This window comes from Bacteroides sp. AM16-13 (assembly GCF_003602705.1).
Lineage (GTDB): Bacteria > Bacteroidota > Bacteroidia > Bacteroidales > Bacteroidaceae > Bacteroides > Bacteroides xylanisolvens.
Genome location: NZ_QTLK01000009.1, coordinates 37,287 through 61,836, shown reverse-complemented (window position 1 = coordinate 61,836; position 24,550 = coordinate 37,287). Strand labels below are relative to the sequence as shown.

The following is a 24,550-nucleotide window of genomic DNA, read 5'->3' as shown; positions in this document are numbered from 1 at the left end:
TTTTCCTGCGCTTTCGCTCTCCTTTGACGATGGGGACGAGCGTGACGTGTATGTGCGGCGTTTCCTCGTCCCTGTGCAGGTGAGCCGCCACGATGTTCTCCTTTCCGAACGTGTCGGCGAAGTATTTCAGATTGTCGGCGCACCACTCGTCCAAACGTCCCTCTTCCTTTATCCGCTTCATGTCCTCGTGCGTTCCCGATACGTTGATGCGGATAGCCCGTACTTGGTTGCTTCCGATTTTGCGTGTCAGCCCCGCTTCTTCCAATCTCCGCTGTATAGCCGCCGAACGGTCTTTCACCCCGTCGGGGTAGTCGATGAGCCTGCGGTTTAAGTACGTGCGTGTGGGGTCGGCGTTCTTCGGTATGATGAAACGCTCGATATGTGCGGTCGTTCCGCTGTCGCTGCCGTGCGCCTTTTCCATGTGTAAAACTACGAAACCCATATATTCTTCCTTTCTTTTTTGGCTTGTGAAACAATGATTTTTTGTATTTTCGGGGGCGGCAAATGCCGTCCCCGATGGGGTGTGCAGAGGGGCTTGCCCCTTGCCTTATTGGGGAATTTTCAGCGTTGCTTGCAATGCGGCTCGGAAAATTCCCTAATAAGCTATGGTATTTTCTTCGTAAATACCCTGCGGCGTGCTGCCCGTCTGCCTTTCGGCGGTGGCTGTCCCTGCCGTCTGCTTACCCGTATAACCCCACCTTATTATTTTTCCCTTTCGGTCGGTGGTGGGCGGCGGGGCGGTCGTTTCCGTTTTCAAAGGCTCTTTTGCACGGGGCGGTCGGATACAAGGTTTTCCCGATAAATACGCTCGCAGCGAAGCGAGAGGAAGATTTATCGGGAAACGGCGCAGCCGCTTGACCTTTTAGCCGACATAAAGCCCCGTGCTTGCTTTGCCTTTGTAAACGGAAATGATTGCTCCGCTTTCCTCTGAAAAGAGGAATAGAACCTGCAATATATATCACCATAGTGATAGGTTTGCATGTTGGTATGCTGGTATGTTGGTATGTTTGCATGTTGGTATGTTGATATGTTGGTATATCATCACGCTTTCCAACGGCTGTTGGGCTTGCCGTCCGAAACAACCGACACGAATACCGTCGTTTTCTCTTTTCGCCCGTGTATAATCCTTTCCAATAATGCCCTGCGGACTTTCGCCGCCCCGAACGATTCGACACGGAAAGCGAGGGCGGCTATCGTTTCGAGGTTGTAAACCTCCGCGCTGTATCTGTCCGATATGCGGATAATGCGCTTTATGTCATATATACTCAAAACTCCGCTTTTGCAGAGTGCCTTTATCCCTGCCCGAACCGTCGGGACGATAACCCCGAACAGTTCGCAGATTTCCCACTCGGTCATGGCGGTTGCACCTATATCGTTCGGCAGGAAGATATTGCCCTGCTCGTCCATCGTGATAATATTCCTTTTTTCTTTCATCGGGATTCTGTTTTTAATTAGATGGCTCGGCAGATATTCTTCTCCATATCTTCCAACTTGTGCGACAAGGTTTCCATGTCTTGGCTTATCTTCTGGGCGGTGATTTTGGCGTAAATTTGGGTGGTCTTTATGTTGGTATGCCCTAAAAGACGGCTCACCGTTTCGATGGGTACGCCGTGCGATAAAAGTACGGTCGTAGCGTTCGTGTGGCGTGCAACATGGTAGGTCAAACGTACCTTGAAGCCGCATTGTCTGCCTATCTCTTTAAGTATCTTGTTGCAACTTCCGTTGCTCGGAACGGGGAAAACATGACCGTCCCTTGCCAGCCCCTTGTATTTCTCCATGATACGCTTGGGAACGTCCAAAAGACGGATGTTCGATTCGGTGTTGGTTTTCTTTCTTCGGGTGATTATCCACAGATTGCCGTCGAAGAATGTTTGCAGGCGGTCAATGGTAAGGTTCTTCACGTCCGAATACGCCAAACCCGTAAAAACAGAAAAGACGAACAAGTCCCGTACAAGTTCATGGGTGGCGTTCTTCATCGGTGCGTCCATGAGCGTCTGTATCTCCGTTTGGGTGAGGTAGCCCCTATCCACGCTTTCGGGAGAGTTGATATATCCCGCAAAGGGGTTGAACGGCAAACGCCCGTCGTTCCTCGCAATGGAAACGATGTGTTTCAACACAATCATGTAGCCCCACACGGTATTGGTGCGGCATTTCTTCTCCGTGCGCAAAAAATACTCGAAATCGTTGATGAATGTGAGGTTGAGTTCCTTTAACGGGATGTCCTCACGCTTGTAGGCATGGGGCAGGAACTCCCGAATATGGTTGCAGACCGTCCGATAACGGGTAAATGTCCCCTGCGCCCTGCTGTGTCCGACTTTCTTCTCAAACTCGGCGTTGTGCTGCTCGAACAGCTTCAACAAGGTTTCCTGCTTGACGCCGATACCGAGATAGGCGTCTTTGAGTTTGGCGGCGGTAACATAACCGTCCGTCTGCATCAGTTCTTGATAACGGCGGTTTACATCCACACGGATTTTATCTACCGCAAGGTTGATTCTCTGCGCTTCGACGCTCTTGCCCGAAGCACGGCTGTTCTTCACGTCCCACAACCGTGGGGGAACGTCCATCTTGCAACTGAACTGTTTAATCTCGCCGTCCACCGTGATACGGCACATCAGAGGCAGGTTGCCGTTCGGCTTCTCGCTGCCTTTCTTCACGTAAAATAATACCTTGAATGTACTTCGCATACTCACTCCTTTTTTGGGTTACAAAATTAGTTATTAGTGAGTTACCGACAGCTATGCAAATCGACGCAAAACGCAGAAACAGAAGTATTTAGCAAGAAATCTGCACCCGTTACGGGAGTAATGAGGTGGTAACTGAACTTCTGCACCGTTTGGCTTCGAGGTGGCATTTCGTTGGCTCTGCTCCATAGAAAAACAAAGCGTAACGAACGCTGTATCAGCTAATTCGCTACGCTTTGCCCAAATTTGCTTTTTCGCTATGTGTTTATTTTACAATTTACGATTTACTATTTGCAGTGCCGCACATGACAATTAATCATGTGTTGAATGTAATTCGGGAGCAAAGTTAGTAAAATCTTCATTTTTCCTTATCCATTCTTCATGATTATATTCTATCTTTGTCGTCCCGACTGGAAAAACTCTGTTATAAAGGAGTCTGTCTAGTCGTAAAATAGTAAATAGTAAATTGTAAAATAGTAAATACCTCGATGGCCGAACAGAAAAGAAATACCCGCAATACAAAGTCTACTAAGGTACAACCGGTAAATGATTATGGACGTATTCAGCCACAGGCACCTGAATTGGAAGAAGCAGTTCTGGGAGCTTTGATGATTGAAAAGGATGCTTACTCATTGGTGAGTGAGATTCTTCGTCCCGAATCTTTTTACGAACACCGGCATCAGTTGATTTATTCTGCTATCACCGATCTTGCGGTGAATCAGAAACCGGTGGATATTCTGACTGTAAAGGAACAACTTAGCAAACGCGGAGAATTGGAAGAGGTGGGAGGCCCGTTCTATATTACTCAATTGAGTAGTAAGGTGGCTTCATCAGCGCATATTGAGTATCACGCCCGTATTATTGCGCAAAAATCTTTGGCGCGTGAGTTGATTACGTTTACAAGCAATATCCAGAGTAAGGCGTTTGATGAAACGCTGGATGTGGACGACTTGATGCAGGAAGCGGAAGGTAAACTTTTTGAGATTTCGCAGCAGAACATGAAAAAGGATTATACGCAGATCAATCCGGTGATTGACGAAGCCTATAAGCTGATTCAGAAGGCTGCGGCGCGAACCGACGGTTTGAGTGGTCTTGAGAGTGGTTTTACAAAGCTCGACAAGATGACTTCCGGTTGGCAGAATTCCGACCTTATCATTATCGCTGCACGTCCTGCGATGGGTAAGACCGCCTTTGTCCTTTCTATGGCTAAGAATATTGCTGTCGATTATCGGAACCCGGTGGCGTTGTTCTCGCTTGAAATGAGTAACGTTCAGTTGGTGAACCGTTTGATTGCGAATGTCTGTGAGATTCCGAGTGAGAAGATCAAAAGTGGACAGTTGGCAAATTATGAATGGCAGCAATTGGACTATAAACTGAAGAATCTGATGGATGCACCGCTTTACGTGGATGATACTCCGTCTCTGTCTGTATTTGAACTTCGAACAAAAGCGCGTCGTCTGGTACGTGAACATGGGGTGAGAATCATTATTATTGACTACCTTCAGTTGATGAATGCGAGCGGTATGGCGTTTGGTAGCCGCCAGGAAGAGGTTAGTACCATTTCCCGTTCGTTGAAAGGACTGGCGAAAGAGTTGAATATTCCGATTATCGCACTGTCGCAGTTGAATCGTGGTGTGGAAAGTCGTGAAGGTATTGATGGTAAACGTCCGCAGTTGAGTGACCTTCGTGAATCGGGAGCCATCGAGCAGGATGCCGATATGGTGTGCTTTATCCACCGTCCGGAATACTATAAGATTTATCAGGATGATCGTGGTAATGACCTGCGTGGTATGGCGGAGATTGTCATCGCCAAGCATCGTAATGGTGCGGTAGGCGAGGTGCTGCTCCGGTTTAAGGGAGAATTTACCCGTTTCTCCAATCCGGAGGACGATATGGTTATCCCGATGCCGGGTGAGCCTGCCGGGGCTATGTTAGGATCGAAGATGAATACAGGTGATGCCGGCTCGATGCCTCCTCCTCCCGCGCCTGATTTTGCACCGCAGACAGCGAATCCGTTCGGAGCACCGGGGGATGGACCTTTGCCGTTCTAGTTGCGTCCTCTGTGGTGAAATAACGCGCAATTTTTTATCAAACCTTCTCGGTCAACCGAAAAATCTTATTAACTTTGCGAATCTTTTTGAGAAACAATAAAAAATTAAGTATATGAATATCTCTTATAACTGGCTGAAAGAGTATGTCAACTTCGACCTGACGCCCGATGAAACGGCTGCTGCGTTGACTTCTATCGGCTTGGAAACAGGTGGTGTAGAAGAAGTGCAAACCATTAAAGGTGGTTTGGAAGGACTTGTGATCGGTGAAGTGCTGACCTGCACGGAACATCCTAACTCTGACCATTTGCATATTACTACTGTTAATCTGGGAGACGGTGAACCGGTACAGATTGTTTGTGGTGCCCCGAATGTGGCTGCCGGACAGAAAGTGGTGGTAGCTACTTTAGGTACGAAACTTTATGACGGTGACGAATGTTTTACCATCAAGAAATCAAAAATCCGTGGGGTAGAATCTACAGGTATGATTTGTGCTGAAGACGAAATTGGGATCGGTACGGATCATGCAGGTATCATCGTATTGCCGGAAACTGCTGTTCCGGGTACGCTTGCCAAGGATTATTATAATATCAAGAGCGATTATGTACTGGAAGTGGATATCACGCCTAACCGTGCGGATGCCTGCTCTCACTATGGGGTAGCTCGTGACCTGTATGCTTATCTGATTCAGAACGGTCGTCAGGCAACTTTACAACGCCCGTCAGTGGATGGCTTTAAAGTGGAAAACCATGACTTGAATATCGAAGTGAAGGTTGAAAACAGCGAAGCTTGTCCGCATTATGCCGGTGTTACCGTGAAAGGTGTAACAGTGAAGGAGAGTCCGGAATGGCTGCAAAACAAATTGCGCCTGATCGGTGTGCGTCCTATTAATAATGTAGTGGATATTACGAACTATATCGTTCATGCTTTCGGTCAGCCGTTGCATTGCTTCGATGCCGGAAAGATTAAAGGCAACGAAGTGATTGTGAAAACAATGCCCGAAGGTACTCCGTTCGTTACGCTGGATGAAGTGGAACGTAAGTTGAACGAACGCGACCTGATGATTTGCAACAAGGAAGAGGCCATGTGTATTGCCGGCGTATTCGGTGGACTGGACTCCGGTTCTACGGAAGCTACGACAGACGTATTCATCGAAAGTGCTTATTTCCATCCTACATGGGTGCGTAAGACGGCTCGTCGTCATGGCTTGAATACGGATGCTTCTTTCCGTTTCGAACGTGGTATCGATCCGAACGGTGTGATTTATTGCTTGAAACTGGCTGCTTTGATGGTGAAAGAACTGGCTGGCGGTACGATTTCTTCTGAAATAAAAGATGTATTCACTACTCCTGCACAGGATTTTATCGTCGATCTTGCTTACGAAAAAGTACATTCTTTGGTAGGTAAAGTGATTCCGGTAGAGACAATCAAGAGCATTGTGACCAGCCTGGAAATGAAGATTACCAATGAAACGGCAGAAGGACTGACACTGGCTGTTCCTCCTTATCGTGTAGACGTGCAGCGTGATTGCGATGTGATTGAAGATATTCTTCGTATCTATGGATATAATAATGTGGAAATTCCGACTACGCTGAACTCCAGTCTGACTACAAAGGGTGAGCACGACAAGTCAAATAAATTACAGAATCTGATTGCAGAGCAATTGGTGGGTTGCGGATTCAATGAAATTCTGAACAACTCACTGACTCGTGCTGCTTATTATGATGGGTTGGAGGCTTATCCGTCCAATCACCTGGTGATGTTGCTCAATCCGTTGAGTGCTGATTTGAACGCTATGCGTCAGACTTTGCTGTTCGGCGGACTGGAAAGCATTGCTCATAACGCCAATCGTAAGAACGCTGATTTGAAATTCTTCGAATTCGGTAACTGTTATTATTTCAATGCTGACAAGAAGAATGAAGAGAAGGTACTAGCTCCTTATTCGGAAGATTATCACTTGGGCTTGTGGGTAACCGGTAAGAAGGTTTCCAACTCATGGGCGCATGCAGATGAAAATAGTTCGGTGTATGAATTGAAAGCGTACGTAGAAAATATATTGAAGCGTCTGGGACTGGATTTGCACAATCTGGTTGTAGGTAATCTGACAGACGATGTTTTTGCTGCCGCACTCTCTGTCAACACAAAGGGCGGAAAACGTCTTGCTTCTTTCGGTATTGTAACTAAGAAGCTGTTGAAAGCATTTGATATCGACAATGAAGTATATTACGCCGACTTGAACTGGAAGGAATTGATGAAAGCCATCCGTTCTGTGAAGATCAGCTACAAGGAAATTTCCAAATTCCCTGCTGTGAAACGCGACTTGGCATTGTTGCTTGATAAGAATATACAATTTGCCGAAATCGAAAAGATTGCATACGAAACAGAGAAGAAGCTGTTGAAAGAAGTGGAACTCTTCGATGTATATGAAGGTAAGAACCTCGAAGCGGGTAAGAAGTCGTATGCGGTGAGCTTCCTGCTTCAGGATGAAAACCAGACTTTGAATGATAAGATGATTGATAAGATCATGTCGAAACTGGTGAAGAACCTGGAAGATAAACTGGGTGCCAAACTTAGATAAACTTAAAATTGTCATTATTAAAAATATAAACCAATGGGAAGAGCATTTGAATATAGAAAGGCCGCTAAACTGAAAAGATGGGGCCACATGGCTAAAACTTTTACAAGACTGGGTAAACAAATCGCTATCGCTGTAAAGGCAGGCGGTCCGGAACCTGAAAACAACCCGACGCTGCGTTCGGTGATCGCTACTTGTAAGCGTGAAAACATGCCGAAGGATAACATTGAACGTGCTATTAAAAACGCGTTGGGTAAAGACCAGAGCGACTACAAGAGCATGACTTATGAAGGATATGGCCCTCACGGTATTGCTGTGTTTGTAGACACATTGACAGACAACACGACTCGTACAGTGGCTGATGTTCGTTCGGTATTCAATAAGTTCGGTGGCAATCTGGGTACAATGGGTTCTCTTGCGTTCCTTTTCGACCACAAATGTGTGTTCACTTTCAAGAAGAAAGACGGATTGGATATGGAAGAACTGATTCTCGATCTGATCGACTATGACGTGGAAGATGAATATGAAGAAGATGATGAAGAGGGAACAATTACTATCTATGGTAATCCTAAGAGCTACGCCGCTATTCAGAAGCATTTGGAAGAATGTGGCTTTGAAGATGTCGGTGGAGACTTCACTTATATCCCGAACGACTTGAAAGAGGTTACTCCGGAACAACGCGAAACATTGGATAAGATGATCGAACGTTTGGAAGAATTTGATGACGTGCAGACTGTCTATACCAATATGCAACCGGAAGAAGGGGAAGAGTAAAGTAAGGTTATGGAATATGTTTATAAGACCCAGGGAACTTGCAGCACGAATATCGAACTGAATGTGGAAGATGGAGTGGTGAAGGAAGTTGCTTTCTGGGGAGGATGTAATGGTAACCTTCAAGGTATTTCCCGCCTTGTGAGAGGAATGAAGGTGGAGGAAGTGATCGCAAAACTTGAAGGAGTGCGTTGTGGTGGCAGGCCGACATCTTGTCCCGATCAATTATGTCGTGCATTGCATGAGATGGGATATTGATTGATCTTCATTTATGTAAATTATATATTGATTTGTGACCTCTGGCAATTGGTTTGTCGGAGGTCATTTTTTTGCAGAAAGTCCTTATTGCCTTTTCTCGAGTAGTCCTTACTCAATCCTTTTATAATAATGTCCTCATAATTAGTGTATCATCTGTGTCCATAGGTCATCTACTTATTGGTTGGTATTTTGAACTAAAATTGATTCTCACTCGTTATTTATAAGTATATTTGTACTGGATAAACTATTATGCAAAAATGAAGAATATTTTTCAAGACTTAAGACGCAAAGATCATAAACGCTATCTGGGTGGACTGGATGTTTTTAAATATATTGGTCCGGGGCTACTGGTTACTGTAGGATTTATTGATCCGGGAAACTGGGCTTCTAATTTCGCCGCCGGTTCCGAATTCGGCTATTCCTTGCTTTGGGTGGTTACCTTGTCTACTATCATGCTGATTGTCCTTCAGCACAATGTTGCTCACTTGGGAATCGTTACCGGACTTTGCCTTTCGGAGGCGGCCACTAAGTACACTCCTAAATGGGTGTCACGACCTATTCTTGGTACAGCAGTACTGGCGTCGATCTCTACTTCCCTGGCGGAAATTCTGGGAGGTGCCATCGCGTTGGAAATGTTATTGGATATTCCTATTATATGGGGAGCTGTATTGACTACGCTTTTTGTCTCCATCATGCTTTTCACTAATTCGTATAAAAAGATAGAACGTTCCATCATTGCGTTCGTTTCTGTTATCGGGCTTTCATTTATTTATGAGTTGTTTCTGGTGGAAATAGACTGGCCGGCTGCAACGGCGGGGTGGGTGACTCCTTCTTTCCCGAAAGGTAGTATGCTGATTATCATGAGTGTGTTGGGAGCGGTAGTGATGCCTCACAATCTGTTCCTTCATTCGGAGGTGATACAGAGTCACGAGTACAATAAGAAAGATGATGCTTCTATTAAGAAGGTATTGAAATATGAGTTGTTTGACACTCTTTTCTCAATGATTGTTGGTTGGGCGATTAACAGTGCCATGATTCTGCTGGCGGCCGCCACTTTCTTTAAGAGCGGTATTCAGGTAGAGGAACTGCAACAGGCTAAGTCTTTGCTCGAACCTTTATTGGGAAGTAATGCGGCAATTGTATTTGCATTGGCATTGCTGATGGCGGGCATTTCGTCAACTATTACGAGCGGAATGGCGGCAGGTTCTATTTTTGCAGGTATTTTCGGCGAGTCTTATCATATCAAGGACAGTCACTCGCAGGTGGGAGTTCTCTTGTCTTTGGGAATTGCCTTATTGCTGATTTTCTTTATTGGAGATCCGTTTAAAGGATTGATTATTTCGCAGATGGTACTTAGTATTCAATTGCCTTTCACCGTGTTCTTACAGGTGGGACTGACGTCTTCCCGAAAGGTGATGGGCGATTATGTCAATAGTCGTTGGAGTACGTTCGTGTTGTACTCGATTGCTATTATCGTTTCGGTACTGAACATTATGCTTTTGTTTTCATAAAATGAACATGAACTTATAAATATAGAATGATGAAAATTATTACTTATAACGTGAACGGACTACGTGCTGCCGTATCTAAAGGGTTACCGGAATGGTTGGCACAGGAGAATCCTGATATTCTTTGTCTGCAAGAGACGAAACTGCAACCGGACCAATATCCGGGAGAAGTGTTTGAAGCATTGGGCTACAAGTCTTATTTATACTCGGCGCAGAAGAAGGGATACAGTGGAGTGGCTATACTTACCAAGCGGGAACCGGACCATGTGGAATATGGGATGGGAATGGAAGCATACGATAATGAAGGACGTTTCATTCGTGCGGACTTCGGAGACTTGTCGGTAGTCAGCGTTTACCATCCTTCGGGAACGAGCGGAGATGAACGCCAGGCCTTTAAAATGGTCTGGTTGGAAGATTTCCAGAAATATGTGATGGAGTTGCAGAAGTCTCGTCCCAACTTGATTCTTTGCGGCGATTATAATATCTGTCACGAGCCGATTGATATTCATGACCCTGTCCGGAACGCGACCAACAGCGGTTTCCTTCCTGAAGAACGGGAATGGATGACGCGTTTCCTGTCTGCGGGATATGTGGACTCTTTCCGTACGCTTTGTCCGGAGAAACAGGAATATACCTGGTGGAGCTATCGTTTTAATTCGCGTGCCAAGAATAAAGGCTGGAGAATTGATTATTGTATGGTCAGCGAGCCGGTACGCCCGCTGTTGAAACGGGCGTATATCTTGAATGAGGCCGTACATTCCGACCATTGTCCGATGGCTCTGGAAATATTATAGAATGGTAATACTCAATTTACGGGTGTCTCCTCCGTCGCGAAACTCGCCGAGGTAGACGCCTTGCCATGTACCTAAGTTCAAACGGTGGTTTTTGATGGGGATGGTGACCGAGCTTCCTATCAGGGAGGCTTTTATATGGGCACTCATATCGTCAGGGCCTTCAAGGGTATGGATGAAGTAGGGAGCACCGTCGGGAACGAGTTTATTAAAAAACGTCTGAAAGTCATGCCGTACGTCCGGGTCTGCATTTTCGTTGATAGTCAGTCCGGCAGAAGTGTGTTTGATAAAGACTACCAGCAGACCGCTTTCAGGAAGTGGGGGTAGCTGTGAGACAATATCGCGCGTGATTAGATGAAATCCGCGCGAATAATGAGGTAGTTGGATGTCAAATGTTGTAGCCATATATATTTTAGCTTTTTAAAATTTGGATGGTGGATTCAGATCCACATACGGATCTTTGACGGCTGATTCCATCATCGCGTTGATTGTGATTCCTGTGTCTTCTTTATAATTCCTTCTTTTGTTCCATTCACGTATGTCCTTGAGAGTGACATCACGTTTCTTTCTGTTTTGAGGGAAATTACTTTTTCTTTTCCTATCGGCATATTCATCCTTTCTGGCTGCGCTCATCATAGCTTGGATGGCAATGGCTGTCGATTCTTTATATGAAATAGTTTTGTTCATATTTTCTTTTTTTTGATTTTAATCTTTACGCCCTATCTGATACAAAGATACTTTTTTATACTTTTGCACGAAATAAAAATGCAAAATAGTTTATGGAAGATAGAATACAGAAAGCAGTGGAGCTTTTTAAGAGTGGATATAACTGCTCACAGTCGGTGGTAGCGGCTTTTGCAGACATGTATGGATTTACACAGGAACAGGCATTGCGTATGAGTGCTTCTTTTGGCGGGGGCATCGGACGGATGCGTGAAACGTGTGGAGCTGCCTGCGGCATGTTTCTGGTGGCAGGCTTGGAAACCGGTGCTACGGAAGCAACTGACCGGGAAGGAAAAGCTGCCAATTATGCGGTAGTGCAAGAACTGGCGGCTGAATTTAAGAAGCGTAACGGCTCGCTGATTTGTGGCGAATTGTTGGGATTAAAGAAAAAAGAGCCGGTCTCCACTATTCCGGAAGAGCGTACTGCTCAATATTATAGCAAGCGTCCCTGTGCAAAAATGGTTGAAGAAGCGGCAAGAATTTGGTCGGAATATCTCGAAAAGCATCCAAAATGAGCTCCTAAAATGCTTTTTTATTACAAAAACGGTAAAAAAGTGCTCAATAAAGTGTTATATAACATAAAAATAACTATCTTTGCCTCCGAAATAAAATCTGAAAGTCTTTATGGCTGGAAAGATTTTAAGCATGTCTAACTAAAATTGCAAAGCAAATGTTGAAAGAAAAAGCTGGTGTAATTGCAGGTACTATCTGGAATGCACTGAACGAAACAGAAGGAATGACTGCCAAGCAGCTTAAAAAAGCAACTAAATTGGTTGACAAAGATCTGTTTCTCGGCCTTGGCTGGTTATTGAGAGAAGACAAAGTCTCTGTGGAAGAAGTTGAAGGTGAACTCTTCATCAAATTGATCTAAGCGAGTAACTCACTTAAGCAATAAAAAAATGCGTTGGTACATAATCATAATGTTATCAACGCATTTTTTTTTATTCCGCCATTTACGTATCTTTGCACACCAAAAAGATAAAATAATAAGAATTCAGAATGAAGAATATACGCAACTTTTGCATTATTGCTCATATTGACCACGGTAAGTCGACTTTGGCTGACCGTTTGTTGGAGTTTACACATACCATTCAGGTGACTTCCGGGCAGATGCTTGATAATATGGATCTGGAGAAGGAAAGAGGGATCACTATCAAGAGCCATGCTATCCAGATGGAATATACTTATCAGGGTGAAAAGTATATCCTTAACTTGATTGACACCCCGGGACATGTGGACTTTTCGTATGAGGTATCGCGTTCTATTGCTGCGTGTGAAGGTGCGTTGCTGATTGTCGATGCTTCCCAGGGAGTGCAGGCGCAGACGATTTCAAATCTGTATATGGCCATTGAGCATGACCTTGAGATTATTCCGGTGATTAATAAATGTGACATGGCGAGTGCCAATCCCGAAGAAGTGGAAGATGAGATCGTTGAATTGTTGGGCTGCAAACGGGAGGAAGTAATCCGTGCGTCCGGCAAAACGGGGATGGGAGTGGAAGAGATACTGGCGGCTGTGATTGAGCGGATCCCTCATCCGGAAGGAGATGAAGAGGCTCCGTTGCAGGCTTTGATTTTCGACTCTGTATTTAATTCTTTCCGCGGAATTATAGCCTATTTCAAGATCGAAAACGGTATGATTCGCAAGGGAGACAAGGTGAAGTTCTTCAATACGGGAAAAGAGTATGATGCCGATGAAGTAGGGGTGTTGAAAATGGATATGGTGCCTCGTAACGAACTTCGTACGGGAGATGTAGGATATATTATTTCCGGTATCAAAACTTCCAAAGAGGTGAAAGTGGGAGATACCATTACGCATATTGCCCGTCCGTGTGAAAAGGCTATTGCCGGTTTTGAGGAAGTGAAGCCGATGGTATTTGCCGGAGTTTATCCGATTGAAGCGGAGGATTTTGAAGATCTCCGTGCGTCTTTGGAGAAGTTGCAGTTGAATGACGCGTCTTTGACTTTCCAGCCGGAATCTTCGTTGGCTTTGGGTTTTGGCTTCCGTTGTGGTTTCCTCGGATTGCTCCACATGGAGATTGTGCAGGAGCGCTTGGACCGTGAGTTTGATATGAATGTGATTACTACGGTGCCGAACGTTTCTTACCATATATATGATAAGCAAGGTAATATGAAGGAAGTGCATAACCCTGGTGGTATGCCCGACCCGACTATGATTGACCATATCGAAGAGCCGTATATCAAAGCATCTATTATTACTACTACCGATTATATCGGTCCTATCATGACGCTTTGTTTAGGTAAACGTGGTGAATTGATTAAACAGGAATATATCTCCGGTAACCGGGTGGAAATCTATTATAATATGCCTTTGGGAGAAATTGTGATTGACTTTTATGATAAGTTGAAGAGTATTTCCAAAGGGTATGCTTCGTTTGATTATCATCCGAATGGTTTCCGTACTTCTAAACTGGTGAAGTTGGATATCCTCTTGAACGGTGAGCCTGTGGATGCGCTTTCCACTTTGACGCATATTGACAATGCTTACGATATGGGACGCCGGATGTGTGAGAAGTTGAAGGAACTTATTCCGCGTCAACAGTTTGATATTGCCATTCAGGCAGCTATCGGAGCGAAGATTATTTCTCGCGAAACCATTAAGGCGGTTCGTAAGGATGTGACCGCGAAGTGTTATGGTGGCGACGTGAGCCGTAAACGTAAACTGCTTGAAAAACAGAAAAGAGGTAAAAAACGAATGAAACAAATCGGTAACGTGGAAGTGCCGCAGAAAGCCTTCCTCGCCGTACTGAAGCTGGATTAAAAAACACTGCCGCAAGCAATTTTTCAGAGATATGTTCTGAACAAATTGACTTGCGGTTAGTTTTTAATACACCAGGTGATTGCCTTCTGTCTGCAGAGCTTTCCTTGGCAATCACTTTTTAGGAACAAACAACTATAAATATGAGAAAAGTTCTGTCTTTTTCGGGCTTCCTGATGCTGGGGCTCGTCGTTTCGCAATTCCTGCCGATGATGGCAGGGGATGGCTATGGAGCTGTTAAATCCATATCGAATGTATTGCTCTATGTATGCCTTAGTTTTATAATGATTAATGTAGGCCGTGAATTTGTTCTTGATAAGACACGGTGGAAAAGTTACGCCCAGGATTATTTTATTGCCATGGCTACGGCTGCTTTGCCGTGGTTTATGATTGCCATCTATTATGTGTTTGTATTGCTGCCACCCGATTTTTGGAACAGTTGGGAAGCCTGGAAGGAGAATTTGCTGTTGAGCCGTTTTGCCGCACCGACATCAGCCGGTATTTTGTTTACGATGTTGGCGGCTATCGGGCTAAAGTCCAGTTGGATTTATAAGAAGATACAGGTGTTGGCTATTTTCGATGATTTGGATACGATTCTTTTGATGATTCCTCTTCAGATTATGATGATCGGGCTGCGCTGGCAGTTGATTATTGTGGTGGTGATTGTGTTCCTGTTATTATCGATCGGCTGGCAAAGGCTGAATAAATACGATTGGCGTCAGGATTGGAAGGCTATCCTCTTTTATTCAATAATCATATTTTTGGCTACTCAAATTCTTTATCTCGGTAGTAAGGAATTGTATGGGGAGGAGGGAAGTATTCATATTGAAGTCCTGCTGCCTGCATTTGTGCTGGGTATGATTATGAAACATAAGGAACATGATACGCCCGTGGAACGAAAGGTTTCTACCGGAATTTCATTTTTCTTCATGTTCCTGGTGGGGATGAGTATGCCGCATTTTATTGGTGTGAACTTTGCGGAGACTCATGCAGGTGCTTATTCCGTCACCGGTTCGCAGGAGATGATGTCGTGGGGAATGATTCTGTTTCATGTGGTGATTGTCTCTTTATTGTCGAATATAGGAAAGCTTTGCCCGATGTTCTTTTACCGTGACCGGAAGTTAAGCGAGCGACTGGCTCTTTCCATCGGTATGTTTACCCGTGGTGAGGTAGGAGCCGGAATCATTTTCATTGCATTGGGCTATAACTTGGGTGGTCCGGCGTTGGTAATTTCTGTTCTTACCTTGGTACTGAATCTGATTTTGACAGGAATTTTTGTACTTTGGGTCAAAAATCTTGCTTTAAGGAGTTATACTAATTAGAAAATTCTGTATATTGCAAAACTAATATTATAAAAACATTTCGTTATGACTATTTTGCGGACTATGCGGAACTTCTCGTCTATGAATATCACGGCGAGTATTCTTTTATTCCTGGCTGCTATCTCGGCAGCCATTATTGCGAACTCTTCTGTGGCTCCGGTATATCAGGAATTTTTGTCGCATGAACTTCATTTACAGATAGGAAATTTTAATTTGCTTTCGCATGGTGGGGAAAATCTGCGAATGATTGAGTTTATCAATGATGGTTTGATGACGATTTTCTTTTTATTGGTTGGACTGGAAATCAAACGTGAGCTATTGGTAGGTGAGCTTTCCTCTTTCCGTAAGGCGGTGTTGCCTTTCATTGCCGCTTGTGGTGGGATGTTGTTGCCTGTGATGATCTATTCGCTTATTTGTGTTCCGGGTAGTGAAGGCGGACATGGACTCGCCATTCCTATGGCTACGGATATTGCTTTTTCATTGGGGGTGTTGAGCTTATTAGGTAGCCGTGTGCCGTTGAGTTTGAAGATTTTTTTGACTGCTTTTGCGGTAGTCGATGATATCGGGGGAATTTTGGTGATCGCTCTTTTTTATAGTTCACATGTTGCCTATGGTTATCTTTTGGTAGCTATACTTTTTTATATTTTACTTTATTTTATAGGAAAGTATGGAACGACAAATAAGGTATTCTTCTTGGTGATTGGAGTGATTATCTGGTATTTATTTTTGCAATCCGGTATTCATAGCACTATTTCGGGAGTTATTCTTGCTTTTGTTATTCCCGCTAAACCTCGTCTGAATGTAGGGAAGTACATCGAAAAAATTCGTCATACCATTGCCGGTTTTCCGGCAATGCAATCTGAAAGCATTGTGCTGACTAATGAGCAAATAGCCAAGTTGAAAGAGGTCGAATCGGCTTCCGACCGTGTAATTAGTCCGTTGCAGTCATTAGAAGATAATTTGCATGGAACAGTCAATTATTTGATTCTTCCTCTTTTTGCATTTGTCAATGCCGGCGTTGTGTTTAGTGGGGGAGGCGAATTAGTGGGAGCTGTCAGTATTGCTGTTGCTGCCGGTCTGTTACTGGGAAAATTTATTGGAATATATTTCTTTACCTGGCTGGCTATAAAAATAAGATTGACTCCCATGCCTTTAGGGATGACCTGGAAGAATCTTTCCGGAGTTGCATTGTTGGGAGGTATTGGCTTTACTGTATCACTCTTTATCGCTAATCTTTCTTTTGGGGTAGACTATCCTGTATTATTGAATCAGGCCAAATTTGGTGTATTGACCGGAACCGTACTTTCCGGCTTACTGGGATATGTCGTACTTCGGATTTCGCTTTAATCTGTCGATTCATCGTCTCCATCATCTATCGGAAGAATTTTCATGCTTTCTTCATGTGGCAATTGTTCAACTTGGCGGAGTTTTCGTTCGATAGCGCGAGTCCGCTTACCCATTACTTCTTCTAGTTGGTCGCCGGCATTTTGAAGGTTTTTCTGTACTTTTTCGAGTAGTCCTCCGAATTTGCTGAATTCTGTTTTTACAGCTCCTAATACCGTCCAAACCTCTCCCGTTCGCTTTTGAATAGCTAACGTGCGGAATCCCATTTGCAGGCTATTTAGGATAGCCCCTAGTGTAGTAGGTCCTGTGACAACTATTTTGTAATCTTTTTGCAGAGTTTCTACCAGGCTTGTTCTTCGGATTACTTCGGCATAAATGCTTTCAAAAGGCAGAAACATAATGGCGAAGTCTGTGGTAAAAGGAGGATCTACATATTTGTCGTGAATGTCTTTTGCCATTTTCTTGATGGTTGTTTCCAATTGCTTGCCGGACGATTCTATCAATGCAGTATCTCCTGCTTCAAAAGCATCATAATATTGTTCGTACACATCTTTGGGAAATTTAGCGTCGATAGGCAGATAGACGGTGCTGTTCGCATCATCCTTTCCCGGAAGTTTGATTGCAAACTCAACGAATTCGGTTCCGCTTTTCTTGGTTTTTACATTAGCGTCGTATTGTTCCGGACTCATCATCTGCTCTAATAATGCTCCTAACTGAACTTCGCCGAATGTACCACGCATTTTTACATTGCTCAACACCTTCTTTAATCCGCCTACGTCTTGAGCCAGAGATTTCATTTCGCCTAGTCCTTTCTGCACATTCTCAAGTTGTGAGCGGACAATTTCAAATGATTGGCCAATGCGTTCGTTCAATGTCTTTTGCAATTTTTCTTCCACCATTGTCCTCATGTCATCCAACCTCTTTTCGGTCGATTTAATCAATGATTCCTGTTGACGGGCCATCATATCGAATTTATGACGCTGCAGCTCTCCGTTAGTCAACATATTTTTGTGCAATGCATCTTGCAATTGCTGCATATTCTGATTCAGCGTTTGAGTCATCTCCAAGCGGAGTTCCCGGATGCTGCGATTCAGTTCTTCGCGATTCTCCTGCATTTGTTGGCGCAAAGCTGTTTGCAGTTGTTCCGCTTGCGTTTGATTATTACCTTTTGTAAGTGACAGTATTAGTAAGACTATCACTAATGCGGCAACAACGATAAGTAAAATTAATTCCATTAATAAGTAAGAATTTCGTTTCCGGTTTCAGTAATCAGAATCATGTTTTCCCATTGGGCGGAAGGTAGTCCGTCGTCGGTGCAGACAGTCCATCCGTCGGCATCATCTATAAAGACTTCGTAGGTTCCCATGTTAATCATGGGTTCGATGGTGAAGGTCATTCCCGGTACGATCATCATGCCCGTACCCCGTCGGCCGAAATGTTCTACGTCCGGTTCTTCATGGAATTGCATACCTACGCCATGTCCGCAGAGATCACGAACTACGCTGAAACCGTTCTTTTCTGCATGTTCCTGGATGGCGGCGCCTACATCACCCAGTTGTTTCCAGGGTTGTGCGGCGGCAATACCTATTTCCATGCACTCTTTGGTGACCTGTACTAATCTTTGCATGTCAGGATTGACATCGCCAATCATAAACATACGGGATGCATCGGAGAAATATCCTTTGTAAATGGTAGAAACGTCCACATTGATAATGTCTCCGCTTTTTAGAATCTCATTTTTGTTGGGAATACCGTGACAAACCACGTCGTTAATGCTTGTGCATACACTTTTAGGAAATCCTTCGTAGTTGAGTGGGGCAGGGATAGCACCGTGGCTGGTGGTGAAATCATATACTAATACATCAATCTCTTCAGTAGACATTCCTTCGCGAATATTTTCTGAAATATAGTCTAACAGTGCAGTATTGATTTTGGCACTTTCCCGGATACCTTCCAGTTGTTCGGGGGTACGGAGTACTTTACGCGGTGGAAGTTTGTAACCTTGTTTTCTGTATTTCTGTATTTTTGCTTCTACTTCTGCCGGATAATTAGAGGGGGTAAACCGGAATCCCTTGATAAAGTTCTTCATTATGATAGCATATTTAATCGTATGACAAAGGTACGAGAATAAATGGAAAATATGCTTTCTTGCTTTCTAAAACTTTTCGATCCTCAATTATCAATAGGATTTACCATTCGTATGAAACGCTAACTTGAGGTATCCATTCCCATCTTTTTCGTATAGCATTATATTGGTATTGCATCCCTGTTTTGATTTTCCAGTTTTTATTTATTTTGAAAACGACATTACTTCCTAATTTGGTTGGTTCCACTTCGGAGGGGAGCCCTCGGTATCTTCGGGTATCGAGGTTTTGTGAACCATATATGTCGAGAGACCATCTGGAGGATAATTTATATTCCATTTGGCTTTGGATATGGAAATGATTGGAATTTTCTGCAAAGTCGCTTTTACTATGCAGGATAAGGTTCTTGTTTATTCTTAACCAGGAATAAGTGGGTAAAAAGGTGGAACCTGGCTTTTGGAACATCTTGTATGTGTGAATAGAAGGTCTCGAAAAGATTGTGGAAGATTTTAAAGTGGGTAGTGTGGGATCAAAATCTACAAATGGTTTTCGAGAGTACATTTTTTGCTCTATTTTTTCGATAAGCTTTCTGTTTTTCTTGATTTCCTGATCGGATTCCAACATTTGCTGAAGTCTCAATGAGTCCTGTTTGCTCCATTCTTGCCCTGTTGCGGATAAGGGGAACAATAATAAACAAAGAATATTCAATTGATATTTCCGAATGTCCATACACTGTGCTAGTAAAGTTTATTGTATGGACGGTGAAAAACAGGATATGCTGCTTTGAACGATTAGTGAATAGTAATTATTTCACATAATATGGGAATACTTTTCTTTTGTTTATGATAATTTTCTAGCTTTGAAAACCGGTTGTATCTTCTGAATTTCCGATTCAAAGCCAAACCAGTAGCCATGTCCTTCTTCATCGACAGGGAGGAAACATAGTCGTAGATTTTCACGGTATGCACCGTATACTACTTCCCAACTTTCAGGAGGTAACTGTCTTTTGGTTCTTACTTTTTCTGCCGGAGCTTTTTTTAATGACATACCTGCTTCTATCCATGCAATACTGACTTGTGTCAGGTAGTCGGGATAATGATTCTTGCAGAAATCATAAAGGATTAATCCTCTTCTTTCCAAGCTAAGAGGAGTGTCGATGACATCTGTCCGGACCAGATGGTCGAGTAGGTCATGTATGAAATGGGGGTTCTCCAAAATTAGTATACGGGTGATATTTCGCCAGGTAGGAGTGTTATAGAAACCGTCTAACAGGCGTGACAGATAATGGGCTGTTTGTAACTCATCTACCGTGATTTCACGGGTTTGAAGTACTTCGTATGGAGGAAGTGGAGAATACTGTATACCTAATTCATCCGCTCTTCTTCGCATTTCGGTGCCCGGAAGTAATTTCAGAGATTCCAGTTGGATTTCTCCTGCGCCATACTCGGTTAAGGTACGGACGTCGTCGAAAATCTCTGATAGATGGTAGAGTGGGAGCCCGGCTATCAAGTCGGCATGAGTTTCCATGTTTTCAAGTGAACATAGATAGTGGAGTCCGGCCAAAGCATCGGAGAGTTTTCCTATTCTTCGACTTTGTTCAAGCACGTTTTCCCGAAGGCTTTGGATACCGGCTTCCAGGTGCAGCAGACCTTTAGGCAGAGTGGCTAATTCCTGTTTGAGTTCATCGGAAAGTAGTGCCGGATGAATTTCCAGATGGAAACAGATGTCCGGGTATTCGCGGAATAAGTTTAATAGCTCTTTTGCCCGTTTATTATTGTAATTGAAAGTACGATCCAGTACTCGCACGTTTTTGATTCCGTGTTCGTGTATCACGTCGAGACGTTCTTTGATTGCTTCGAGAGATAAGGTACGAACCGGCTTTTCACCTCCACTGACACAAAAAGCACAGGTGTTAAAACATCCCCGGGTAGTTTCTAACTGCACAAATGGTTTGCTCCAATTGAAGAAACGGCTTTTTTCAGGAGGAACCAATTCAGAAAAGTTCATGACACGGGCAAGTCCGTTGTCCTGATATTCTCCTGATTCATTCAGGTAACAAAGTCCTGTGATTGATTTCCATTCCTTTCTTGGCTGATTCCACACTTTTAACCATAATGGAAATACTTCTTCGCCTTCTCCGCGAAACACTCCGCTTACAAATTTGTTCTTATATAAGAAAGCTTCATTATCTCCTAAAAATTCGGGACCTCCGAGTATAACACAGCAGTGAGGTAGTAATGCTTTTGCGCGTGAAACAATGTGCAGGAGTTGCTCATGATTGAATAGCCAATTGGTAGCTGCAATGATATCCGGTTGATGGCGGTAGATTTGATTGACGACACTGCCAGTGTTTTCATTGATCGTAGCGGAGACGGTACACCATTCAATGTCTGTATTATTTGCTATTTGGGCATGTAAGGCAGGTAATGCCAACGAAGAATGAGCGTACGAACTATTTAAATCAAGCCAAAGAAGTTTCATGTGGAAATTTTAATATTATCTTTGCAAAGGTACAAAAAACTTGTGGCTTGTAATGTATAGTAAATAAAAAACGCTAATTTTGTATTAATAAACGCAATAAACTAGAGAATTATGGAAATGATAAAGAAATATGCGGGTATCTTGATGATGCTGACTTTATTGGTTGGCTTTACTTCGTGTGAAGACGATGAAGATATTTATGACGATTTGATGGGACGTACTTGGGTTGGTGATTTATGGTTTGGTTCTGACAATAATCCGATAGAAAGTGGTATTCGTTTGGATAACAATGGTTTGGGAATAGATTACCAAGTCTTTGACTACGATGGTAGACCTGCCGGTGATTTGCCATTCCGTTGGTGGGTGGATTATGGAACATTGTATCTTGATTATGGTTATGATTTTGCTTTACGTGAGATTAGAGGTGTTCGTGTTAGAGGTCGTTATTTGCAAGGTGATTTGTATCTTGATGGAGGATATATTGATTATATTGAGTTGCAGATGCAATAGAATAAATTATAATTTAAATAGAAAAGGAGTTATATCAATCGATATAACTCCTTTTCTATTTTGAGCATATTGTTTTATTTTTTTAGAAACAACTTCTTAAATTCCGCCGGATAAGGCGTCTCGAACTCCATTAAATCTCCCGTTACCGGATGATAGAAACAAAGTTTGAAGGCATGGAGTGCCAATCGTCCGATAGGGTTGGGAGAATCTTCTCTTCCATATCTTCCGTCGCCGATAATAGGATGGCCTAAATCCTGCATGTGTACACGAATCTGATTCTTTCGGCCAGTTTCCAAATCGAGTTCCAACAGAGAATATCCGTTAGCGCGTTTGATTGTCTTATAGTGGGTAATAGATTTTGATCCACCGTCATCATATTCACTGGAACTTACGTAAAGCGTTTTATCAGTCAGCCAGGAAACGACTGTATCATAATCTTTTTCCATACTACCTTCCACTACAGCTACATATCGGCGGTCGGTCACTATCTCATGCCAGTTGTCGCGTAGCGTCCGCTGTGTTTTTTCGTCTTTGGCAAACATCATCAGACCGGAAGTATCTCTATCTAAGCGGTGAACGATAAACACACGGAATTGACGTCCGGAGCGTTGCACATATTCATTCAGTATCGTGTAGGCAGTGCGCTCTTTCTGACGCTCCGTATTGACGGATAGAAGTCCTTGCATCTTTTCGACGACAATGATATAGGCGTCTTCATATACAATCTTCAGCAATCTGTTATTAAATTCTTTCTTTCCCTTTTGCTTGCTAATTTTCACTTTCATGCCTGCTTCAAGGGGAAAGTTGAATTGCGTGGTTATCACATTATCAACAAACACGACCCGCTTGCTTAACAACGATTTTAATTTCGTGCGACTTGCATCCGGCATCTTGGCAGCCAGGAACTCCATTAATTCCATGGGCTCTTTGACTGCATAATTGGTATATTGAGCACGTGCTTTTTCAGCAGGAGTTCTTCTAGGTCTTTTTTTCATTTCTTTTTTCTTTTGAGAATTTATTTTTCACCACAGATTACACAGATTAACACAGATTTTTATTACTGATTATTATAATCTGTGCTAATCTGTGGTGAACTCTTTATCGAAGTTCCAGCAACACCACATTTTCTACGTGGTGAGTGTGAGGGAACATATCTACGGGTTGAACAGCCTTCACCTTATACTTTTCATCCAGTAATTGCAGATCCCGCGCTTGAGTAGCAGGATTACAACTAACATATACAATTCGTTTCGGTTCCGCAAACAAAATGACATCAATCACATCCTGGTGCATACCGGCACGGGGAGGGTCTGTGATGATTACGTCGGGGCGTCCATGCTGATTGATGAAATCCTGCGTCAGCATATCTTTCATATCACCGGCATAAAAAATTGCGTTCTTGATATCATTGATCTCTGCATTCACCTTTGCGTCTTCAATAGCTTCCGGCACGTATTCGATACCGATCACCTGACGGGCTTGGCGTGAAACGAAATTGGCAATTGTTCCTGTTCCTGTATAAAGGTCATATACCAGTTCGTTTCCTGTTAATCCGGCAAAGTTACGGGCTATCTTATATAAATTATAAGCCTGTTCCGAGTTAGTCTGATAGAATGATTTCGGGCCGACCTTGAAACGCAGGCCTTCCATCTCTTCAAAGATGTGGTCTTTCCCTTTAAATACGTGAACGTCCAAATCGTTGATGGTATCGTTGCACTTATTATTAATAATGTATAGAAGCGAAGTGATTTCGGGGAAAGAGTCCGCTACGAATTGGAGTAATTGCTTGAACAGTTCCATTTCGTGATCTTCTGTAATCTTGCAAATGACGATTACCATCAGTTCCCCTGTGGAAGATGTGCGTATAATCATATTCCGCAGCATACCTTCCTGTGTGCGCAGATTGATGAAAGAATAATCGTGTTCGTAAGCGTAGTCACGTACTGCGTTCCGGATGCGGTTGGATATATCATCCTGCAACCAGCATTTCTCAATAGCCAGTACTTTGTCGAACGCTCCCGGAATGTGGAAACCTACCGCATTCATCTGATCGTATTTCACGTCCTGACGAACTTCCTCGTTTGTCAACCAGCGCTTATTTGAAAAGGTGAATTCCAGTTTGTTTCTGTAAAACTCCGTTTTGTCAGAACCGAGAATCGGAGAAATCTCGGGAAGTTCGATCTTTCCAATACGTCTCAAATTATCTTCCACTTGCTTTTGCTTATATCTGATCTGCTCTAAATAGGGGAGCACTTGCCACTTGCAGCCACCGCATACGCCATAATGTTGGCAGAAAGGAACAGCGCGATTGGGCGACAGCTCGTGAAACTTTACCGCTTCAGCTTCGGCATATTTATTCTTTTTACGCTTGATTTGCAGGTCTACAACATCACCCGGCACTACATAGGGAACAAAAATCACCAGGTCGTTTACTTTTGCGATGGCTTTTCCTTCGGCAGCCACATCCATGATTGTTACCTTCTCCAATAAGGGAAGCTCTTTTTTCTTTCTTGCCACTTTTACACCAGTCTAATAATTACTTTGCAAAAGTAGGTATTTTTTTTGGAAAAAATTCGGGTATACAGAATTATTCCGGATTGTAATGTCGAAATTGCATTTTGATAGAAAGTTTTTTCGCAAAAAGTTTTCAAGTTTGCGAAATATCCTTAGATTTGC

23 protein-coding genes are annotated in these 24,550 nt (G+C 43.4%); 12 read left to right on the top strand and 11 right to left on the bottom strand.

Annotation, left to right across the window (positions count from 1 at the left end; all coding sequences use genetic code 11):
- The 3 genes from mobV to DW173_RS09440 all read right to left on the bottom strand — a co-directional run.
- On the bottom strand, positions 1-442 hold a 442-nt coding region (mobV, locus tag DW173_RS24125; protein WP_233562128.1), incomplete at its 3' end, for a MobV family relaxase.
- A 599-nt stretch (positions 443-1,041) separates the two neighbouring features.
- The gene (locus DW173_RS09445; RefSeq protein ID WP_049702877.1) at positions 1,042-1,434 is read right to left on the bottom strand and encodes a hypothetical protein; all 393 of its coding nucleotides are present in this window, start codon (positions 1,432-1,434) and stop codon (positions 1,042-1,044) included.
- 17 nt (positions 1,435-1,451) lie between these two features.
- Positions 1,452-2,684: a site-specific integrase gene (locus tag DW173_RS09440; RefSeq protein ID WP_049702876.1), complete on the bottom strand. Its 1,233-nt coding sequence runs from the start codon at positions 2,682-2,684 to the stop codon at positions 1,452-1,454.
- Between the two features lie 485 nt (positions 2,685-3,169).
- On the opposite strand from DW173_RS09440, the gene dnaB reads away from it, so the two are divergent.
- The 6 genes from dnaB to DW173_RS09410 all read left to right on the top strand — a co-directional run bounded on the left by dnaB (position 3,170) and on the right by DW173_RS09410 (position 10,635).
- A complete protein-coding gene (dnaB, locus tag DW173_RS09435) occupies positions 3,170-4,732 on the top strand; it encodes a replicative DNA helicase (RefSeq protein WP_004312759.1) in 1,563 nt (520 codons plus the stop codon).
- Positions 4,733-4,844: 112 nt separating this feature from the next.
- Positions 4,845-7,307 (top strand): phenylalanine--tRNA ligase subunit beta, encoded by a 2,463-nt coding sequence (gene pheT, locus DW173_RS09430; RefSeq protein WP_004312761.1) that lies wholly within the window; start codon positions 4,845-4,847, stop codon positions 7,305-7,307.
- Between the two features lie 33 nt (positions 7,308-7,340).
- Positions 7,341-8,078 (top strand): YebC/PmpR family DNA-binding transcriptional regulator, encoded by a 738-nt coding sequence (locus DW173_RS09425; protein WP_004312763.1) that lies wholly within the window; start codon positions 7,341-7,343, stop codon positions 8,076-8,078.
- Positions 8,079-8,087: 9 nt separating this feature from the next.
- Positions 8,088-8,333, top strand: a complete 246-nt coding sequence (locus tag DW173_RS09420) for a TIGR03905 family TSCPD domain-containing protein (RefSeq protein WP_004312765.1) — start codon at positions 8,088-8,090, stop codon at positions 8,331-8,333.
- Between the two features lie 257 nt (positions 8,334-8,590).
- On the top strand, positions 8,591-9,844 hold the full coding sequence (locus DW173_RS09415) for an Nramp family divalent metal transporter (RefSeq protein ID WP_008022695.1): 1,254 nt from the start codon (positions 8,591-8,593) through the stop codon (positions 9,842-9,844).
- Positions 9,845-9,873: 29 nt separating this feature from the next.
- Positions 9,874-10,635: an exodeoxyribonuclease III gene (locus tag DW173_RS09410; protein WP_008016274.1), complete on the top strand. Its 762-nt coding sequence runs from the start codon at positions 9,874-9,876 to the stop codon at positions 10,633-10,635.
- On the opposite strand, the gene DW173_RS09405 is transcribed toward DW173_RS09410, so the two are convergent.
- Both DW173_RS09405 and DW173_RS09400 read right to left on the bottom strand, forming a co-directional pair.
- Positions 10,630-11,037, bottom strand: a complete 408-nt coding sequence (locus tag DW173_RS09405; protein WP_004312772.1) for a secondary thiamine-phosphate synthase enzyme YjbQ — start codon at positions 11,035-11,037, stop codon at positions 10,630-10,632. The two genes, DW173_RS09410 and DW173_RS09405, sit on opposite strands and share 6 nt — an antisense overlap.
- Before the next feature lie 15 nt (positions 11,038-11,052).
- Positions 11,053-11,319: a hypothetical protein gene (locus tag DW173_RS09400; protein WP_008643710.1), complete on the bottom strand. Its 267-nt coding sequence runs from the start codon at positions 11,317-11,319 to the stop codon at positions 11,053-11,055.
- Between the two features lie 92 nt (positions 11,320-11,411).
- Here DW173_RS09400 and DW173_RS09395 point away from each other — a divergent pair, with 92 nt between their 5' ends.
- The 5 genes from DW173_RS09395 to nhaA all read left to right on the top strand — a co-directional run bounded on the left by DW173_RS09395 (position 11,412) and on the right by nhaA (position 16,802).
- The gene (locus tag DW173_RS09395) at positions 11,412-11,870 is read left to right on the top strand and encodes a C-GCAxxG-C-C family protein (protein ID WP_004312774.1); all 459 of its coding nucleotides are present in this window, start codon (positions 11,412-11,414) and stop codon (positions 11,868-11,870) included.
- Positions 11,871-12,025: 155 nt separating this feature from the next.
- The gene (locus DW173_RS09390) at positions 12,026-12,226 is read left to right on the top strand and encodes a winged helix-turn-helix domain-containing protein (protein ID WP_004295603.1); all 201 of its coding nucleotides are present in this window, start codon (positions 12,026-12,028) and stop codon (positions 12,224-12,226) included.
- 128 nt (positions 12,227-12,354) lie between these two features.
- Positions 12,355-14,136 (top strand): translation elongation factor 4, encoded by a 1,782-nt coding sequence (lepA, locus tag DW173_RS09385; RefSeq protein WP_004312779.1) that lies wholly within the window; start codon positions 12,355-12,357, stop codon positions 14,134-14,136.
- 140 nt (positions 14,137-14,276) lie between these two features.
- Positions 14,277-15,455 (top strand): sodium:proton antiporter, encoded by a 1,179-nt coding sequence (locus tag DW173_RS09380; protein WP_120144364.1) that lies wholly within the window; start codon positions 14,277-14,279, stop codon positions 15,453-15,455.
- Positions 15,456-15,500: 45 nt separating this feature from the next.
- Positions 15,501-16,802, top strand: a complete 1,302-nt coding sequence (nhaA, locus tag DW173_RS09375; protein ID WP_008022684.1) for a Na+/H+ antiporter NhaA — start codon at positions 15,501-15,503, stop codon at positions 16,800-16,802.
- Here nhaA and DW173_RS09370 read toward each other — a convergent pair.
- The 4 genes from DW173_RS09370 to DW173_RS09355 form a co-directional block, all read right to left on the bottom strand.
- Positions 16,799-18,034, bottom strand: coding sequence for a DNA recombination protein RmuC (locus tag DW173_RS09370; protein WP_118408516.1), 1,236 nt, complete (start codon positions 18,032-18,034; stop codon positions 16,799-16,801). The two genes, nhaA and DW173_RS09370, sit on opposite strands and share 4 nt — an antisense overlap.
- A complete protein-coding gene (map, locus tag DW173_RS09365) occupies positions 18,034-18,888 on the bottom strand; it encodes a type I methionyl aminopeptidase (protein ID WP_008643702.1) in 855 nt (284 codons plus the stop codon). Before map ends, DW173_RS09370 begins: the two co-directional genes overlap by 1 nt.
- A gap of 100 nt (positions 18,889-18,988) precedes the next feature.
- Positions 18,989-19,612, bottom strand: coding sequence for a DUF4858 domain-containing protein (locus DW173_RS09360; RefSeq protein ID WP_118408867.1), 624 nt, complete (start codon positions 19,610-19,612; stop codon positions 18,989-18,991).
- Positions 19,613-19,723: 111 nt separating this feature from the next.
- Complete coding sequence (locus DW173_RS09355) at positions 19,724-21,364, bottom strand: B12-binding domain-containing radical SAM protein (protein ID WP_008643700.1); 1,641 nt, start codon at positions 21,362-21,364, stop codon at positions 19,724-19,726.
- A 111-nt stretch (positions 21,365-21,475) separates the two neighbouring features.
- On the opposite strand from DW173_RS09355, the gene DW173_RS09350 reads away from it, so the two are divergent.
- Positions 21,476-21,874, top strand: coding sequence for a hypothetical protein (locus DW173_RS09350; protein WP_008022678.1), 399 nt, complete (start codon positions 21,476-21,478; stop codon positions 21,872-21,874).
- A gap of 74 nt (positions 21,875-21,948) precedes the next feature.
- Here DW173_RS09350 and DW173_RS09345 read toward each other — a convergent pair whose 3' ends face one another.
- The gene (locus DW173_RS09345; RefSeq protein ID WP_004312314.1) at positions 21,949-22,869 is read right to left on the bottom strand and encodes an RluA family pseudouridine synthase; all 921 of its coding nucleotides are present in this window, start codon (positions 22,867-22,869) and stop codon (positions 21,949-21,951) included.
- Positions 22,870-22,972: 103 nt separating this feature from the next.
- Positions 22,973-24,343 carry a 23S rRNA (uracil(1939)-C(5))-methyltransferase RlmD gene (gene rlmD / locus DW173_RS09340; protein ID WP_229077641.1) on the bottom strand — a complete coding sequence of 457 codons (1,371 nt, stop codon included), beginning with the start codon at positions 24,341-24,343 and terminating at the stop codon, positions 22,973-22,975.
- Positions 24,344-24,550 lie beyond the last annotated feature (207 nt).

Coding starts and splice junctions, on each gene's coding strand:
- DW173_RS09445 (WP_049702877.1), bottom strand. CDS start 1,434: ATGAAAGAAAAAAGGAATATTATCACGATGGACGAGCAGGGCAATATC.
- DW173_RS09440 (WP_049702876.1), bottom strand. CDS start 2,684: ATGCGAAGTACATTCAAGGTATTATTTTACGTGAAGAAAGGCAGCGAG.
- dnaB (WP_004312759.1), top strand. CDS start 3,170: ATGGCCGAACAGAAAAGAAATACCCGCAATACAAAGTCTACTAAGGTA.
- pheT (WP_004312761.1), top strand. CDS start 4,845: ATGAATATCTCTTATAACTGGCTGAAAGAGTATGTCAACTTCGACCTG.
- DW173_RS09425 (WP_004312763.1), top strand. CDS start 7,341: ATGGGAAGAGCATTTGAATATAGAAAGGCCGCTAAACTGAAAAGATGG.
- DW173_RS09420 (WP_004312765.1), top strand. CDS start 8,088: ATGGAATATGTTTATAAGACCCAGGGAACTTGCAGCACGAATATCGAA.
- DW173_RS09415 (WP_008022695.1), top strand. CDS start 8,591: ATGAAGAATATTTTTCAAGACTTAAGACGCAAAGATCATAAACGCTAT.
- DW173_RS09410 (WP_008016274.1), top strand. CDS start 9,874: ATGAAAATTATTACTTATAACGTGAACGGACTACGTGCTGCCGTATCT.
- DW173_RS09405 (WP_004312772.1), bottom strand. CDS start 11,037: ATGGCTACAACATTTGACATCCAACTACCTCATTATTCGCGCGGATTT.
- DW173_RS09400 (WP_008643710.1), bottom strand. CDS start 11,319: ATGAACAAAACTATTTCATATAAAGAATCGACAGCCATTGCCATCCAA.
- DW173_RS09395 (WP_004312774.1), top strand. CDS start 11,412: ATGGAAGATAGAATACAGAAAGCAGTGGAGCTTTTTAAGAGTGGATAT.
- DW173_RS09390 (WP_004295603.1), top strand. CDS start 12,026: ATGTTGAAAGAAAAAGCTGGTGTAATTGCAGGTACTATCTGGAATGCA.
- lepA (WP_004312779.1), top strand. CDS start 12,355: ATGAAGAATATACGCAACTTTTGCATTATTGCTCATATTGACCACGGT.
- DW173_RS09380 (WP_120144364.1), top strand. CDS start 14,277: ATGAGAAAAGTTCTGTCTTTTTCGGGCTTCCTGATGCTGGGGCTCGTC.
- nhaA (WP_008022684.1), top strand. CDS start 15,501: ATGACTATTTTGCGGACTATGCGGAACTTCTCGTCTATGAATATCACG.
- DW173_RS09370 (WP_118408516.1), bottom strand. CDS start 18,034: ATGGAATTAATTTTACTTATCGTTGTTGCCGCATTAGTGATAGTCTTA.
- map (WP_008643702.1), bottom strand. CDS start 18,888: ATGAAGAACTTTATCAAGGGATTCCGGTTTACCCCCTCTAATTATCCG.
- DW173_RS09360 (WP_118408867.1), bottom strand. CDS start 19,612: ATGGACATTCGGAAATATCAATTGAATATTCTTTGTTTATTATTGTTC.
- DW173_RS09355 (WP_008643700.1), bottom strand. CDS start 21,364: ATGAAACTTCTTTGGCTTGATTTAAATAGTTCGTACGCTCATTCTTCG.
- DW173_RS09350 (WP_008022678.1), top strand. CDS start 21,476: ATGGAAATGATAAAGAAATATGCGGGTATCTTGATGATGCTGACTTTA.
- DW173_RS09345 (WP_004312314.1), bottom strand. CDS start 22,869: ATGAAAAAAAGACCTAGAAGAACTCCTGCTGAAAAAGCACGTGCTCAA.
- rlmD (WP_229077641.1), bottom strand. CDS start 24,343: ATGGATGTGGCTGCCGAAGGAAAAGCCATCGCAAAAGTAAACGACCTG.